Origin of the sequence: Streptomyces sp. NWU339 (assembly GCF_003143855.1) — a bacterium.
Lineage (GTDB): Bacteria > Actinomycetota > Actinomycetes > Streptomycetales > Streptomycetaceae > Streptomyces.
Genome location: NZ_QFRK01000074.1, coordinates 1 through 16,091, shown reverse-complemented (window position 1 = coordinate 16,091; position 16,091 = coordinate 1). Strand labels below are relative to the sequence as shown.

Sequence of the window (16,091 nt, the reverse complement as noted above, 5' to 3'; positions counted from 1 at the left end):
TCKTCCAGGACACCGGACCGGGCGTCAGCCGGGTCCGTCCCGGTGACCACGTGGCCCTGGTCTTCGTGCCGAGCTGCGGCTTCTGCGCCGACTGCGCGGCGGGCCGACCCGCCCTGTGCGCACAGGCGGCCGCGGCGAACGGATCGGGTGCGCTGCTGCACGGCCCGTCGCTGCTGACCGACGCCTCCGGAGCCCCGGTCCACCACCAGCTGGGCGTCTCCGCGTTCTCCGAACACGCAGTGCTGGCCCAGGAATCGGTGGTGCCGATCCCGAAGGACATCCCGTTCACGGTGGCGTCGATGTTCGGCTGCGCCGTCCTGACCGGCGCCGGAGCCGTCATCAACACGGCGGCCCTGCGCCCCGGCCAGTCGACGGTGGTGTACGGCCTGGGCGGCGTGGGCCTGTCCGCGGTGCTGGGTGCCCGTGCGGCGGGCGCGTACCCGATCATCGCGGTCGACCCGGTCCGGGAGAAGCGCGAGCTGGCTCTGCAGCTGGGCGCGACTCACGCCTGCGCTCCCGGCGAGGCGATCGAGGAGATCCGCGAACTCACCGGCGGCGGGGCCGAGCTGGCCGTGGAGGCGGTGGGCAGCCCCGAGGTGATGGCGCAGTGCCTGACCGCTGTGGCCCGGGGCGGCAAGGTCGTCTCGGTGGGCCTGCCCGCCCCCGACCGGGTACTGGAGGTTCCGGCCCTGGCGTTCGCGGGCGAGGGCAAGTCCCTGCTGGGCTCGTACATGGGCGACGCGGTCCCGCGCCGTGACATCCCCCGGTTCCTGGACCTGTGGCGGGCCGGTCTGATGCCGGTGGAGCGGATGCACACAGGCACACTGCCGCTGTCCGACATCAACGCGGCGATGGAGGAGCTGGCTTCGGGCCGGGCGATCCGCCAGGTCATCGACGCCTCGGGCATGCTGGACACCTGACGCGCCCGGCCGATGGTGCTCCTCCCGGTCACGGGAGGAGCACCATCGGCACCTTCCCTCGGCGGCCGGGCCGTGCAGGAGGCTACTCGGGCAGCTCGGCCGCGCCGCCCCGGTCTGCGGGAGGACGGGTGAGCCGCGCCGCCGAGCACCGGGTTGAACGGCTTCCAACGCTCCTGTGGGTGTGATGCTTTCCGTGCCCGTCCGTGCTGGTCGTCGAAGACGTAGTGGGTGAGAGCGGTCTGGTCGCACACCAGGCCCGAGGGATCACTGAGAGTTCCGAAATCATTGCACAGTGCGTTCACGCAGCCGACGCCGACGAGGAAGACCCACTTCACGAACGCCTGAGCGTCACCATCAGTCAAGAGCATGCGAAAAGGACCCCCACCGTAAGGTCGAGGCCCTTGCATCCGTATCGTCACTGCGAGTGGGACGTTCACGAGATCCTTTGACCAGCCGCAACAGGGCTAATTGATGTTGAGGTTCCCGCGAGTCGTAAGATCATCCCCCGAGAATATGCACACGCAATTGTTTTGATGGGATGCGCTTGTGCCCCTGAGGTGGCTCGTCCGCGCAGCTTCCATGCAGGCACTCTCTGCGTCTCACAGCTCGCGCAGGAAGTATGAGCTGGAGAGTCCCCTGCCCGATTGCACCTTGGACCAAGCTAGGCCGGTCGCAAAGGCCAGCATCACCCTCAGTTACGTCGACCGCGTGGCCGTAGGGCCCTGTGCGGGGCGGAACTGCGCGACAGCGGCGGTCTGAAGTGCCCGAACTGCGCGTTGGTGAACCAGCTCGGTCTCGCCTTCTGCTCGTACTGCGATGCGGAGCTGCCCGTTGCGGCCCCGTCAGATGTGACCCCTCGTCCCATCGGCGTCCGAACCAGTGACGGCAGTCTGGAGATCCTGGTCCAAGCAGGCACCCGCTACCCCACTCAGCAAGCGATCCGGCACGATTTCCACGTCATCGCCAATCCGGGGGACATCCTGGAAATCGCCCTGCACGAGGGAGACCTCCAGCCGGCGGAGCGCAACGACCTTTGCGGCGTCTCGATGTACGAACTGCCCGAGGGAACGACGGGCACCAAGGCACTCACTATCGCCGTACACCTCGACAAGGACCGCTCGATCCGACTGAAGACCCGGCTCGACGGAGCCTCGTTCGCCCGGGCCGTTTTCCTGCGCAACCCGCTGCCCCCGGAGTTCCGCAGGAGGGCACGGGAGGCCCACGGGCGGTACCAGAAGTTCCTCGCCGACTGGCGTCACGAACTCACCCAGGTGGAATCCGCGGTCCTGACGGAGACGGCGGCCGCGCTGGTACAGGTCGTCAGAGGCGAGGCTTTCGGGCGTTCCCTGGACACGCTCCTGGAAGACGCAGACCAACTGTTGGAACGCCAGCAGAACGTGCGCTGGGCCACAGCCCTCGCATACCGCTATCCGCGTCACGTGGCCGAGCTGATGCCGCCCGAGGACCTGGAGGCGATGCGGCGCCACCGCAGCACCCTGAAGTCGATGCGCGAGGCCGCCGACTTCGACCGTGGACACAAGATCGCCGAGGAAGTGCTGAGCATCCGGCGCCGCCTCGGCGAGAACCTGTACCAGGTGATGAGCGCACTGGCTCTCGCCTCGCACAACGGGGTCAACGCCGCATTGCAGCAACGCGTCCAGCAGGCGGGCGACGGGTTGACCGCGGCGGCGCGGCAAGGAGACCTCGCCGGCGTAGACGCGGCCAAATCCCGGATCACCGACCTCTACCGGGACATGCTTCGGGAGCAGGCGGAGTTCCGGGCACCCGAGCGCAAGACCGTGCGCCCGGAGAAGCCGGCCCGCTGACCCGCTGGCCGGGCCATGAGCAGCGGTCCCGGGCTGAACTCGGCACCGCTGGTCACTTCACGCCCTGGGAATCGACCCACTGGTGGGTCGATTCCCAGGAGGCCGTCATCCCTTGTAGCGCGCACCACTGTTGAGCGGTGGCACCCGTGAGCTGAAAACCCAGACCCCTTGGGACAAGGTCGCGCCGAGCATTCGCCCAGGCGTCCGCAGCCAGGGGTTGGCGGCCTGGAGCGGCGCGAAGTTGTCGTTCGAGACAATCACCCCGTCGACGGCGTTGGCGATGTCGACGACGAGTGCATCTCCGCGCCCCTCGGTGCCGGCCGGCGGCTGCACGACCCGGCGCGCGTCGATCGCCGCCTGCACAGCCCCTCGCTCCTCGGCGGCCACGTCGTGGCGCAGCGTCGCGTCGATGACGACATGAATGTCCCTGTTGGGGAAGCGGCGCTGCAGAGCGGCGACGCCCTCCTCGAGGACGGCGAAACGGGGCCGGCCACCGGCAGCCCGACTGGCGCTAGAGACCCAGGCGAGATTGGAACCGTCAACCACCAGCGGGCGATTGTCCACTGTGGCTGCGAGCCGGGCCAGTGCCGCCGGGGACGCCTTGCCAGGCTTCGAGCCCACTGCCTCGGACGGGACGACAGGCTGGGTCCGATGCGGGTGTGTGGGCAGCGGGGCACTGCGCTGGGACGTCCCGCTCAGGGACATCAGGTGGGTCAGCTCCTTCTCGACCTCCGGCGACGCCCCTGTGGTGCCGAAGGTCGACACCGGTTCGTTCAGGACGATCTCGCCGGTCTTGACGAGCGTCGCCTTCACTTCGAGCAGTCCTTCCTTGGTGTAGGTGTAGTCGAGCTCGAAGGTTCCGTCCTGCGCCGAACATCGCCTTTTGTACTCGAGCGTGAGGACGGTGAGCCGGACGTTGTCCGGGTGGTCGACGGGCTTGTCCGGGTCGCCTTCCCACACCTCCACCTGGAGAGACGCCAGATTGTCCTTGGTCGGTGTGTAGGACTTCTTGCGAATCTGCGGCAAAGGTTGGTTCCGCGGGATGATCGTACTGAAACTGCGCCTGCCACCGGGTTGGGTCGTCACTGTCCCCAGCGCATGGGAGTTGACCACCTGGATGATGCTGTCGAGCTCGCCGTTCAGGGAAGCGGCGGCGACCGTGGCGCCCTCCGCCACGGCCGTCATGGGATTGCACAGGTCGGCTCCCACCGGCACGCATCCGAGGGCTTCGGAGACCGCTGCGCGTACCGCTGGAATCTGGCTGCTGCCACCGATCATCAGGACAGCCGTCAGTTCGCTCGGATCCATGCGGAGGTCTTCCAGACAGGCCTCGACGGGGTCCAGTGCACGGGAGATGAGATCCTGGATCTCCTCCGAGAACTCGTCCTGGGTGATTTCCACGCGGAGGCCATCCGGCGTGATGACAGGGACGCTGCTCTGCTGGGACAGGAGGATCTTCGATCGCTCGATGTCGAGCCCGAACTGCCGCTGCTCCGACGGCGTCCACTGACGGCGCTGCGGTGCTCGTTCAAGGACGAGCCGCTTGAGACGCTCGTCGATTTCGAGCCCGCCGAGGCGGTTCACTCCCCGGGATGCCTTCTCGTCGAAGAAGCCGTCGTCATGGAGCAGGATGGTGGAGTCCATGGTTCCACCGCCCCAGTCGAAAACCAGGAATTGTCCTGTCTTTTTCATGGCATGGGTGTACGCGATGGCTGCCGCCGTCGGCTCGTTGAGCAGGGCCTGCACGCTGATGCCCGCGACCTTGGCCGCCTCGCGGGTCCGGTAGCGAGCCGCACCTGTCGCGTTGGCCGGAACCGTGACCACGGCATTGGCGATGTCGGTGGCCGCTTCCGCCTCTGCCACTCTGGCCATGGTGCGGAACACCCCGGCGGCAGCCGTCGTCGCCGCGAAGCGTCGGTTCCCGATCGTGACCAGCTGCTCGTCGCGGAGCATGCGCTTGCAGGCTTCCACCGCGCTCTCCGAACGGAGTTTGGCTTCCCAGCCGAACAGCGTGCCGGCGCGCAGGGAACTGGTGCCCACCACGGAGGGGAAGAGACACTCGAAGCCCGGACGTCGCCAGTCCGCGTCGAGTCCGTAGCCGCCGAGCTCTAGGACCTCCATGTATGTGCCGTTCCACTGAGCGGCTACGGAATTGGTCGTTCCGAAATCGATACCCGTCGCAGTCACTGGCCCCCCTCGGTGACGCACGCCTCGTTGTCCGCGACGGTCACGCGACGCAGTTGACCGGCGAGGGCGAGCTTGCCCGTGACCTCGTCCACATATGCCGGCCGCAGAACTTCGAAGGCCTCGCCCTCTCCCTCGGTCACCACAAAAAGTTCCTGCGAGGCGGGGTCCGTGACCCGGCGGAGCTGAAGATGGCCGAGATGCTCGGTCATGGCGTCCAGAACTGCCTTGGACGCACCCTGGGCGTGGAGGAGCGCGTCGATCTCACACAACCTGCCGACGAACAGCGCGCGGGTGCGGAACTCCGCGATGACCGCGGTACGGACCGCTTGGGGCAACGCGCTGCTCGTCCGGGCGCCGCCCTGATCCTCGCCGAGTTCCGCGAGTGCGGCGGGTACGGCTGCCACGATGCCTTTGATCACTTGGGCGGCGTCGAGAGGCTCGGAGGTGGCCCATGCCGTTCGGGGCTGCTGCTCGGTCGCTTTCGCGCGTCGTATCGCCGTGGCGGTGGGTTTTGGGCGTTTCTGTGTCGCCGCGGGACGGACCTGCCCGCAGTGCGGACACACCTTGTGCGACCTGAAACGCTTGTCGGGCTTGTTGGAACGCTTCTTGATCGCAAGACGGCGGGGCGAGTTCGGCATGGCTGAGTGGCCTGGCTTTTCCGGTTGTAGGGGATGTTTCGGACTCTGTGTGCGAGTACTACGTGGAGCGATGACGATCAAGGCGCGGGGGCGTGGTACGGAAGTCCTGGAGGATCTCGACAGCGGCACACGCGCGCACCGCCTCCATCTCCGCCCCACTGATGGCGGGGGTACGCCGCGGCAACGGCTCCAGCGGCGGGACGAGAGACCGGGGTACGTCGTCGGGCGCTTCGTAGACCGTGTGGTCCAGAGGCAACCGGAAGAAGACCCCGTCTCCGGTTTCGTGCCGGCGCGCCTCGTCGAGTCGACCGCGAATCATGTTCAGCCGCGCGTACTTCACCGTGTCGAAGCGGGACTCGCGGACGAGCTCGCGGTACCGCGTCTCCCAGTCGGCGGAGCCGTGTGGGAGGCCGAGGTCCAGGTACGGATTGGTGAGAGGATCGCGGGCGTTCTTGGGCGTCGCACGCCACACCCGTATGAGAGCGAGATTGCCCGACGCCTCGTCTCTCAGCGCCGCCGCGCGTTCCATCAGCCTTTCGGCGCCCTGCAGATCGTCGTCGGCGAGGGCTGCGTAGGCGGCGATGTTGAGGGCTTCGGGCAGCATGCCCGGCATGCTCGGCGGAAGTCTTTTCCCGGGTTTCGCCAGGCGGTCGAAGGCAGCGGCCTGCTGTCCGGCCTCCTCCACTCGGCCTTCGATCACCAGGTCGTAGGCCCTTCGGATGGCTGTCCATGCATGGAAGTCGCTGAGCCGCGGATCGACGGCGGAATCGGGGTCCCACAGCGTGGACATCAGTGCCCACAGGCCGCGATCGTCGAGAAAAGTCCTCGGCCAGTTGCCCTCGTAGGAACCGGCCTTCAGGTTGCGCAGCTGGATGCGCTGTTCCTCGGGAAGGGCGGCGTCCAGCTCGTGAAGGCGGGTGGCGTCACCCACAGCTGCTTCGAGCAGCAACTCGTAGACGTCCGGCCGGCCGTCGGTATCGGATCCATCGGCTTCCAGGTCCTGGCCGGACACGAAATCCGCGCGGCGCAGGAACGAGGTCCACTGCAGGGCGCGGGCCTCGTCCCGCGTCACCTTGCCCGGGACGAGCCGAGCACGCAGGTAGACCGCCTCGCTGTCGGCCCGATACGCCCATGGACTGTCCTCCGGCAGGATCCCGCCGTGCTCGATGAGGTCGTCGACGACAGGCAGCGGAGCCCAGCGGAGCACCTCGGGCAGCATCTTCCTGGGCACGGGCACGGCTCCGCCCATGGCGACCGAGGTGAACAGCGAGTACGCCGGTCCTCCGGTCAAACTCCGTGACGACCGTGCCAGCAGCAGACTGGGGGCTGTTGAGCAGATGACTGCCTGACGTCCCGTCCCCTCCGGGGTCAGCCACTCCACTCCAGCGGCGTGCAGTGTCCGAAGGTGCCTCAGGACGTCGGTAGGGGTGGCTTGCTTCAGCAGTGCTCCGACTGCGGGCAGCAGAGAGTCGGCCTCGGGTGAACCCGCGCTGGCCTTGCGCAGTTGCTCTTCGTGACGGCTGCCACCGTCGCCGCCCGGACCGGAGCTCGTGTTCTGCAGTTCCTCCAGGACTTCCAGCACAGCGTGCACGGCCTCCTCGCCATTCACCCCGAGCCACCGCCACTTGCGCAGGAGAAACCCGCTCGTGCGATGGGAGGGCGCAGCCTCACGCCGCTGCTGCTGCTCGGCCAGACGGCGCTCTTCGGCCGCGATGGCAGCTTTTCGGGCCGCTACCGGGTCGGTCATGTCAAACACACAGGCAGGTTAACCGGCGCGACTGACATACGTCACGAGCTGCACTTATATCCGATGATCGTAGCGACTTCACTCTGCTGGGCAGTTCACCCTTTCCGCTGCGCGGCCTGAGCTGACGTACCGGAGTACGTGCTGTGCTCGTCCAGCTTCAGGTCACGCCTCGCGGCCCTGAGGGCGAGTTCCAGTTGTCGGACATGCCTACCGCCCTCGTTCGACGCATCACCCCGGGGGTTCGTCACGGCGGCAAGCCACAACTCGGCGCCGTTGATGGCCCGTGTGACCTGCTTGCGAACTGCCTCGCCCAAAGCCCCTTCAAGCGGCCGGAGCTGACTGATCAGGTCCCTGGCCCGATCTCGGCGTTCTCTGTTCTCGGTCTGACGCTTCGCGAAGCCCGTCTGTGCTTCCGAGTCGGCCGCGGTCCCGGCCTTCGCCGTCGAACCCGACGAGTCGTCAGCGCTCGCTGCGGTCGTCAGATCGATACGGCCTCCCGGGCGGAGGGCAGTCCGTCCGCAGTCGGCGGTGGGGGCCGGGGAGGGAGACCAGAGCCCGGTTCGCTGGGCTTCGTGGGCGTTCAACCGGATGTAGCGCTCAGCCGTAACGACCCAGGCCGTGTCTTCGTCCGCCACGAGAACGCGTGCTCCGTCAGGCACGCGGTAGACGTGCCCTGCGAGTGGGGCGCCTGCGTCGGAGGGAAGAGAGACCAGAGCTCGCACGACGGGGCTGTCGACGGGCTTCACGTAAGCGGCAATCAGGTGCCGTTCCCCGAGGTCGAAAGGCGTCTCTTCCGCCACCTCGCTTCCAGGTACGGGGGCGAAGACCAGACCGCCCTGTACCGGGAAGCTCGCGGCCCTGTGTCGGGCCTGGGACAGCCGAACGGTCTCCAGAGGCGGGGTGAGGAGACCCGTCGGCGTCAGCGTGCACTCCTCCAACGGTGTCCATTGAAGCGGATGTCCCTGCGCTGAGACCCCGATGTGCACGCGACGCTCGCCGCCATGCGTGCTGAGACGGACCCGGAGCGAATATCCCTGCCGGTACTGCAGCTCGTGGGTCAGCGGTCCGTCCTGCGCGAAGACCCAGTCCGCGCCGGCGGCGTCCTCGGCGAACTCGTCGGCAGCCCGACGCCAGGCCAGGTAGTCGAGGGCACCGAGCTGGAACCTCACACGTCGTCGTACGGCAGGAACGAACACATCCACGGCGTCGCCCGGACCGCTACCGAGATCGCGAGTGCTGACCTTGCCTCGCAGGCCCTGCCTCGCGAGGAGCCGTTCCATGCCGCGCTTGATGAAGAGATGGTCCGCGCTGGATTCGCCGTTGGCGGTGCGGTGGCACACGGCGTTGGGATGGTGGGCGAAGTGGCACACCTTGTCGGTGTAGCGCCGGTCGCTCAACTCACCGCCGCAACCGCCCAGCTGGATCCCGCACCAGTAGGTGTAGTCCGGATGCAGCTTTCGCCAGCGGTCCAGCTCGTGATGGTCCATCGGCAGGATCACGGGGTCGCCGGAGTACTTGTCTCCGATCACCGCGGTCTGGACACGTCGGTGGTCCAGCGAGACGTACGTCATGAGTGCCGGCCCGGCTCTCCGAAGCTCCGACGGGCGGGCAACGGTGTCTGCCCGAGCCGCATCCAGAAACCGGTCATGGCTCCCCCTCTTGTCTCGACCTCCGAGCCGGCCGAGGCGTACTCCACTGCGCACAGCATGGGACGCGTCGACGCTGTTCGCAATGCGTCGCGGTTCCCGTCCGGTCAGGTCACCGTCGCTGTGCCGCGTGGGGGATGAGCTCCGCCCATACGGTCTTGCCGGGTGAGGTGGGGCGCGGATCGGTGCCCCAGCGGGTCGCCAGCCGGGCCACGAGCAGCAATCCCCGGCCGGACTCCGCGTCATCGGGCACCTCATGCACGAACCGGGGCGGCATCCGTTCGGCGCGGGTGTCGGTCACCTCGACGGGGAGGGTGTCGCGGATTGCTGTCAGCCTGGGGTGGAAGTCCCGGCCGGAGTTAACCGGCGGTACTCAGGGCAGGCGTGATGTATCGGGTGCGGATCTCCGTCTCGGTCAGCTGGGACTTGTCTGAATCGCTCACGGGGAGATCCTACCGACCACCACCGACAGTCACGAGGATGGCGCACGGCCCGGCGTCGTGGGTACACCGTGGAGCCAGACCGGCGGTGCACATCCCTGCGGCTGGTTGCCGCCTGACCTCCAGCATTCTCCGTTTGCTCCTTTTGCTTGCTCTATCTCCTCTCTTGTCGCTACGCTCTCATTAGAGAGAGGAGGCGCTATGACGGAGACAGTCGAGGTGGACACGCAGACCTACCAGTCGCTGGAGTTCGCGGCCCGCATGAGCGGCTGTACGGCAGGCGAGGTGGTGGCACGGTTGGTGGCCGCCGCCAGCATGCCACCCCCTGCGGCGAGGGAGAAAACGGAGCAACCGGAGGCGGCGAGCGGCGTGACGGTGTACGCGGATTACGAGGGCCACCGCACGCAGGGCAGGTACGACCCGAGGACGACGCGCATCGACATCACGTCGGGGCCGCTCAGTGGGCAGAGCTTCAAGACGCCGACCGGTGCCGCCCGCGCCGTGGTGGCGCACTACAAGCCGGGTGTCAGCCCTAACCGCAACGGCTGGTCGTTCTGGATGCTCGACGACGACTCCGGGAAGTTCCTCCAGAGCATCCGGGGAGCGTCGTGACCAGCGAGGCGGAGCGGCAGTTCCACCGCGCCATGGTGCGCGGCGTGGAACGCCTCAAGCGGCAGATCAACTACAACGCGACCCGCTTCATGGAGATGGTCGGCGAACTGGGTGGCGCCGAAGCCGCCCGCCAGTTGCTACGCGGACGGGACGCCTCGGACGGCTTCACCACCCTCTGGGAGCACGGACGACTGGAGATGAGCGTCGAGGCGTTCGTGCTGCTGCCGTGGTACCGAGAGCTGTTCACCGAGGAGCAACTGGAGACCGCCGGGCGGCGGCTGCGGGAGCACCGCTTCGATGTTGACGCTTTCCTCGCGCGAGCTGGGCGGAACTGGCCGGCGTGGGTCGCGTCGGACCCAACCCAGGCTGGCTGATCCATGCCCGCCATCTGCGTATTCTGCGGCTCGGCCGACACCCTCACTGGCGAGCACGTCCTCGGAGACTGGCTCAGCAAGATCGGCCTTGACCTTGATCCGGTGCCACACGGTGCTGGTTGGCTGAACCGCATTGGGCGCGAACTCGGCGTGCGCCCACCGTTTCGCCAGAAAGTCCGGGACGTCTGCGGCGACTGCAACCACGGCTGGATGAGCCGCCTCGAAGTCGCCGCGCAGCGCGTCCTAACCCCTCTCATCCTCGGCCATCCCGGCCGCATCGAGGCGGCGGACCAGGGTGTAATCGCGGCGTGGGTGCAGAAGACCGCACTTACGGCGATGCTGGTGTCCACCGAGACGGATCGCGGCAGAGGCTACGGACTCCCGGTCTCGGAGGACCACGAGCTGTACGCGCTCCGGGACGAACTGCGGCCGCTCTCGGCAAGCCAGTTCTGGGCCGGACGATACGAAGGAGTCCGCGGCTGGTCGATCCGGCGTCACGCCGCTCGCTGTGCGTATCGACGGCCTGCCCGAGCTTGACCGGCCGTAGGCTTACGCCATGACCATCTTGGTTGGACAGCTCGTGCTTCAGGGGGTGCGGTTCACGACGGCGAGCCTCCAGGTCGAGCTGTCGACCCGACTGGAGCTTCCCGAGTTCTGGCCGCCAGTGGGGCCGGTCACCTGGCCGAGCGGACAGCCCCTCGAAGATGACGCCTTCCCCGGGTTCGCCGACGGCAAGAGCTTCCGCTCGGTCGAGCAGCACATCCAGGTGAAGCCGTGGAAGCGCGCAACCGAGCTTGAGCCGAGCCTGGCCGTGGGTGGCATGGTCGAGCTGCCGACAATCTGCGGCAAGCACGTCGTGTACTACCCTGCCGCGCTCGTCTGCGAGGCGATGCACGGTCGGTTCTACGCCTTTGGAACGGCGTGCGAGTGCCCCATGACCTACCTGATCCACACCGAGCCAGATGGCGCGCACTGCAAGGCTGCCGACACCGCGGAGGTCATCTCGGGACTGTACGAGAGGCTGCCGGGTGAGGAATACGAGATTGAAGACGATGACGGCGGCTTCTGGTGCAAACGGTTGCCGAGCCCATTCCAGCAGAAGATGGAGCCGTGATGCGCCGTAAACCATCTGCCAAGGTTGCCACTGCCGGGGTGACCCGCACCAAGCTCGCCGTCGAGGACGAGCTGGAGTGGCTGTTCCGCGAGCAGCCCACCGAGGACTACGGCATCGACGCGCAGGCCGAGGTCGTCGACGGCGAAAACGTCCGTGGCCGACTGTTGGCCCTGCAGATCAAGAGCGGGATGAGTTGGTTCAAGGAACCAGCGCCCGGGGGTTGGTGGTTCCGGCCGGACGGCGAACACGTGGCCTACTGGCTCAACCACTCGCTGCCGGTGGCCGTGGTGCTGTACCACCCGGAGACCAAGCGCTGTCACTGGCAGTTGGTCAACCGAAAGACGCTCCAGAAGACGTCCACCGGCGGCTGGAAGCTCCTGGTGCCTGAGGCCCAGGTGCTGGATGTAAGCGCCCGAAAGGCCCTCCGGGAGGCTGCCGAAGGCGACCCGTACGAGCTGCGTATCCGTGAACTGCAGCTGGCCAAGCCGTGGATGGAGCTGCTGGCCAGCGGCAAGCGGCTGGTAGTGGACATGGAGGAGTGGGTCAACAAGACCTCAGGGCGAGGTGACATCCGTCTAGGCGTAGATAACGAGGACGGCGAGGAGCCCGAGAAGCTGGCCAGTTGGGGCGTGTTCCTTGGCCTCGCCAGCTACGCCGAGGTGGTGCCGAAGCTGTTCGCGTGGGCTAACGCCCAGGTACACCCGGAGACGTACGACGGGACGGAGTATGACCAGTACAGAGCGGATTGCTGCATTTGGGACGATGAGTACGAGCCCTTCACGGAAGTGCCGTTCGAGGAGTGGAAGCGGGGTCTGGATCCAGACAGGATCCGGCCGTACCGCAACGGTGGCGGCGAGGTCGACTTCTACCGGCTTGAGCTGACACTCAACGAGCTGGGCAAGGCGTTCCTGGTCGTGGATAGGTTCGCGATGGAGGGCGGGAGGTTGCTCACTGAACCTCTTTCATCCTAAGTATTGGCAGGTCAAGAGGGTGTGCACGGCTGCCACAGTCCTGCCGATGCGGTTGGTTGAGCAGCGTGCTCGCTGCAGCAGCCGCCAGGACTTGAGGCGGGCGAAGGCGCGTTCGCCGGCAGCACGTAGACGGGCGCGGTCGCGGTTGTACTGCTGGTAGTGCTCGGGCAGGCCGCGGTGGCCGTAGTACGGAGTGCAGACTGTGGCGCCGGCGCCCTGGTAGGCACGGTCGGCCAGGACGAGGATCTGGCGGGTCAGGCAGGCTTGGACGATGCCGTGGGCACGGGCTGCGGTCAGGTCGTGGGTCCGGCCCGGCGTTGCCCGTGAGAACCACAGCGGCGTACCGTCCGGCGTCGTGATGACCTGGACGTTCATGCCGTGCTGCTTGTGTTTCTGCGAGTAGTACGGCTCGTCCGCGGCGATGCGGTCGGTGGGGATGAGCGTGCCGTCGAGGATGACGAAGTCGTCTTCGCCCAGACCGACGAGGGCCTCATGCAGTCCCGGCGCCCACGAGGCGAGGACCTCGACGGTCTCGTGCACATACCGCCATGCCGTCGCCTCGGACACCCCGAACCCTGCGCCGACCTGTGCCAAGGTCTCGTTCTTTCGCAGGTGTGCCAGAACCAGCAGGGCCTGCTTGAAGCAGCTCAACCTCCGCCAGGTCGAGCGAAGTTCACGCCTTCGAGCGTAGATGAGCCAGGAGACATGCTCGACCAGCTCGTGCGGGACGTCGAGCATGGAAGGATACGGAACCAACGAAGCCCCCGGCCGATGGCGTGTTGAGTGAGATCGCCACACCAACGACGAGGGGCTTCGCCACGTCACCCCACCTGACCAGCCCATTTCACCCGGCCGGGACAGGATGAAAGAGGTTCACTAAGCTTGACTCTGTCGGGGATCTTAGCTTCGCTGCGGTCAACTGCTGCTGGATCGCCAGGACTTCGGCCGATGGATTTCTTGCTGATCGAGGTAGTTCTGGAAGGCGGTCGGCTGGCGGGGTGGGGGCACTTCTCCGGTCGGTGGCAGTCCGCTGAGGCGCTCGATGTTGACGGCGATGGCGGTCAGGACGTGTTGGAGGTGGGCCTTGTTCTGTCCTCGGTAGCGGCAGCGTCGCAGGCCGTGGCCGTGGGCGAACTCGTTGACGGTGCCCTCCACTCCGGAGCGCACCGCATAGCGGGTCTTCCACTCGGGTGTCTGCTGCTCGGTGCGGACGCGGACTTGCAGGTCGCGGAGTTCGCGCGGGGGAAAGCCCACGTTGCGGGCGCTTTCGCGGGAGGTGGTGCACCGGGGGCGGGCCGGGCAGGGCCGGCACCGGCCCCTGGTGAACCGGGCCACGATCAGCGGGGCCGCGGTCGGCGAGGACGTCGGGTAGGGGCCGTGCCAGCCCCGGCTGACCTGGCCCTGGGGGCAGGTGACCTGCCGGCGGTCGTAGTCGATGTGGAAGTCGTCCCGGCCGAAGCCCTCGCCTCGGCGGTGTTGCCGGGTGAGGTTGCCCGGCAGCGGTCCGGTGACGGTGACCTGGTGTTCGCGGGCGGCCTGTTCCAGATGGACCAGGGAGGTGTAGCCGCTGTCGACCAGGTGCTCGGCGGGCAGCAGGCCACGACGCCCCAGGCGGGTATGGATGCCGGGCAGGACCTGGCTGTCGTGCGTGGTGGCCGCCGTGGTGGCCACATCCGTGATCACGTTGGGACCGTCAGGGGCACAGGTCTCGGTCAGATGAGCGGAGAACCCTCTCCAGCTGATGATATGTCCGTGACGTGCGTAGCGGGCCGAGGTGTCGTAGGGAGAGACGAGCGCCCGGGACGAGGGCGGCAGCTCGCCGTCGTCATCGGTCCTCCAGCGCAGGCGGCCCGCCGCATCGCGGTAATAGTTCTGCACCATGATCTGCCGCAGGGCCTGGGCCCGGGGACCGAACGCGCGGCCTGCCCCGTGCCGGCGCAGATGTTCCAGCAGCCGGAAGGCGTCATCACCGGTGGCCAGGATCCTGGTCTTGGGCCGGGTGGGGTTCTTGCCCAGGCGGACCGGTCGGCCGTAGCGGCGCCCCCACTCCTCGTCGACCAGGCCGTCCAGCAGATGACCGGCGGTGCCGGCGGCCTCTTCCAGCGCCGCGCGGACCGTCTCGGTGATCAGTTCCAGGCGGGTCAGGTCGCGGACCGCGGCCAGGACGTGGGTGGAGTCGGTGCGCTGCGTGGTGCGCTCGCGCACCAGTCCGGCCTCCTTGAGCCGGGCCGGCGCGAGGTCGAGGAGGCGGTCGGCGCGGTCGTCCTCGGTGAGACGGTCGCGGAAGTCGGCCGGCACGCTGTGGTGGAAGCCGGGGTCGTCCAGCTCCATGGCCATCGCGTACTTGAAGTCGATACGGCAGCGGACCGCCTCGGCGGCCTGCCGGTCCGACAGACCGAGCAGGAACTGCAGCACGCAGACGGTGGCCAGCTGGGCGGGCGAGAGACCGGGGCGCCCGTCACGCGGATACCAGTTGGCGAAGTCCTCGTCGCGCCACAGCCCATCGAGCCGGTCGCGCACCCATATCGCCGTCGTGCCATCCGGGTTGCTCGCCCGCGCGATCTGCGCGGTCAGAGGCGGGACTTGCTCACCGGAACGGGGACGGAGGGACAACGGGCACCTCGACGGCTGCATCGGTTATCGGAACCACCCGAGCATGCCCGTTGATCACGCTGCCGCACCGTGAAACTCCAAGATCCCCGACTGTGAGGATGAGGGAGGCACTGCTCGAGGGTCTGACCCAATCCCCGATTGACGCTTCGGCTGTCCTTACTCTGAATCGTCGGCCTTCCGAGCGGTGCCGTTGCGCGTACCGGCCCGGCGATCGTGACCTCATAGCGCCTCTGTGTGTCAAGCGGCTTGGGCAAGGTGGGTCCGTTGGTCTCGTTTCATGATCCGGTAGACCACGTTGGACAGGCGTCGCTTGAGGGCCCGGCGGGCCTCCGAAGGCGTCTTCCCCTCACCGATCTTGCGCAGGTAGTAGTCCTGCCCGCGCCCGCCGTCGCGGATCTGGCAGACGGCGATGGTGTGCAGCACCGAGTTCAGTGCGCGGTTGCCGCCGGTGTTGAGCCGGTGGCGGACGTTGTTGCCGCTGGAGGCGTCCAGGGGGGCGCTGCCGGTGTAGCTGGCGAAGTGGTGCTCGGTGGGGAACCGGCCGACGTCGCCGACGTGGCCGATGACCTTGGCGGCCAGCACGGTGCCCAGGCCCGGCAGGGTGGTCAGCGTGGTGCGGGTCGCGGCGACGGCCTCGCGCATTTCGGCCTCGTTGTCCTTGACCTGCCGGTCCAGGCGGCGCAGGTCGGCCAGCAGGTCACGGGCTATGTCCCGGCGGCAGTTGTCGGTGGCCGTGACCGGCCGGATGCCCTTCATCAGGGCGGCGGCCTTGTCGGCCGACAGCCCGGTGGGTGCTCCGCCGGGCAGGAGATCGCGCAGGACGGCGTGGAGCCGGTTGAGGACGCGGGTGCGCTCGTGGACCAGGTCGTCTCGCCGCTCGGTCAGCAGCCGCAGGATCGTGGTCTGGTCTTCCCGCGCGACGGGGCGGAGGTCGTGGCGGAAGAGGGCGACCTGGGCGACGTGGAGGGCGTCCTTGGCGTCGTGCTTGCGGTCTCCTCCGGTG

At 67.6% G+C, this 16,091-nt stretch carries 14 protein-coding genes and 1 pseudogene; 7 read left to right on the top strand and 8 right to left on the bottom strand.

Features of this window, described 5'->3' with window-relative positions; genetic code table 11:
- Together DIZ27_RS40385 and DIZ27_RS40380 are read left to right on the top strand one after the other, a co-directional pair.
- Positions 1-920 (top strand): zinc-binding dehydrogenase (locus DIZ27_RS40385; protein WP_109383321.1); only part of this gene is annotated, 920 nt, incomplete at its 5' end.
- 779 nt (positions 921-1,699) lie between these two features.
- Entirely contained in the window at positions 1,700-2,746 is a 1,047-nt protein-coding gene (locus tag DIZ27_RS40380) for a hypothetical protein (RefSeq protein ID WP_109383319.1), read from the top strand.
- A 105-nt stretch (positions 2,747-2,851) separates the two neighbouring features.
- On the opposite strand, the gene DIZ27_RS40375 is transcribed toward DIZ27_RS40380, so the two are convergent.
- The 5 genes from DIZ27_RS40375 to DIZ27_RS40355 form a co-directional block, all read right to left on the bottom strand.
- Entirely contained in the window at positions 2,852-4,933 is a 2,082-nt protein-coding gene (locus DIZ27_RS40375) for an Hsp70 family protein (RefSeq protein ID WP_109383318.1), read from the bottom strand.
- Entirely contained in the window at positions 4,930-5,337 is a 408-nt protein-coding gene (locus DIZ27_RS40370) for a hypothetical protein (RefSeq protein WP_109383320.1), read from the bottom strand. Before DIZ27_RS40370 ends, DIZ27_RS40375 begins: the two co-directional genes overlap by 4 nt.
- Before the next feature lie 292 nt (positions 5,338-5,629).
- The gene (locus tag DIZ27_RS40365) at positions 5,630-7,318 is read right to left on the bottom strand and encodes a hypothetical protein (RefSeq protein WP_109383317.1); all 1,689 of its coding nucleotides are present in this window, start codon (positions 7,316-7,318) and stop codon (positions 5,630-5,632) included.
- Positions 7,319-7,413: 95 nt separating this feature from the next.
- Complete coding sequence (locus DIZ27_RS40360) at positions 7,414-8,889, bottom strand: hypothetical protein (protein WP_109383316.1); 1,476 nt, start codon at positions 8,887-8,889, stop codon at positions 7,414-7,416.
- 187 nt (positions 8,890-9,076) lie between these two features.
- The gene (locus DIZ27_RS40355) at positions 9,077-9,265 is read right to left on the bottom strand and encodes a hypothetical protein (RefSeq protein ID WP_109383315.1); all 189 of its coding nucleotides are present in this window, start codon (positions 9,263-9,265) and stop codon (positions 9,077-9,079) included.
- 340 nt (positions 9,266-9,605) lie between these two features.
- On the opposite strand from DIZ27_RS40355, the gene DIZ27_RS40350 reads away from it, so the two are divergent.
- From DIZ27_RS40350 to DIZ27_RS40335, 5 genes are read left to right on the top strand one after another with little or no spacing between them, the layout of a single operon-like run.
- Positions 9,606-10,016 (top strand): hypothetical protein, encoded by a 411-nt coding sequence (locus DIZ27_RS40350; RefSeq protein ID WP_109383314.1) that lies wholly within the window; start codon positions 9,606-9,608, stop codon positions 10,014-10,016.
- Positions 10,013-10,390, top strand: coding sequence for a hypothetical protein (locus DIZ27_RS40345; RefSeq protein WP_109383313.1), 378 nt, complete (start codon positions 10,013-10,015; stop codon positions 10,388-10,390). The genes DIZ27_RS40350 and DIZ27_RS40345 overlap by 4 nt, the downstream gene beginning before the upstream one ends.
- A gap of 3 nt (positions 10,391-10,393) precedes the next feature.
- Entirely contained in the window at positions 10,394-10,927 is a 534-nt protein-coding gene (locus DIZ27_RS46635) for a hypothetical protein (RefSeq protein ID WP_219933713.1), read from the top strand.
- Positions 10,928-10,946: 19 nt separating this feature from the next.
- Positions 10,947-11,504 carry a hypothetical protein gene (locus tag DIZ27_RS46630; protein WP_219933712.1) on the top strand — a complete coding sequence of 186 codons (558 nt, stop codon included), beginning with the start codon at positions 10,947-10,949 and terminating at the stop codon, positions 11,502-11,504.
- 38 nt (positions 11,505-11,542) lie between these two features.
- On the top strand, positions 11,543-12,475 hold the full coding sequence (locus tag DIZ27_RS40335; RefSeq protein ID WP_258308800.1) for a DUF4365 domain-containing protein: 933 nt from the start codon (positions 11,543-11,545) through the stop codon (positions 12,473-12,475).
- Here DIZ27_RS40335 and DIZ27_RS40330 read toward each other — a convergent pair.
- The 3 genes and pseudogenes from DIZ27_RS40330 to DIZ27_RS40320 all read right to left on the bottom strand — a co-directional run.
- Positions 12,467-13,271: pseudogene (locus DIZ27_RS40330) on the bottom strand (transposase family protein). The gene DIZ27_RS40335 and the pseudogene DIZ27_RS40330 sit on opposite strands and share 9 nt — an antisense overlap.
- Positions 13,272-13,390: 119 nt before the next feature.
- Entirely contained in the window at positions 13,391-15,088 is a 1,698-nt protein-coding gene (locus DIZ27_RS40325) for an IS1182 family transposase (protein WP_258308799.1), read from the bottom strand.
- Positions 15,089-15,325: 237 nt separating this feature from the next.
- The coding region (locus DIZ27_RS40320; RefSeq protein ID WP_109383309.1) for an IS110 family transposase at positions 15,326-16,091 on the bottom strand (766 nt) is incomplete at its 5' end.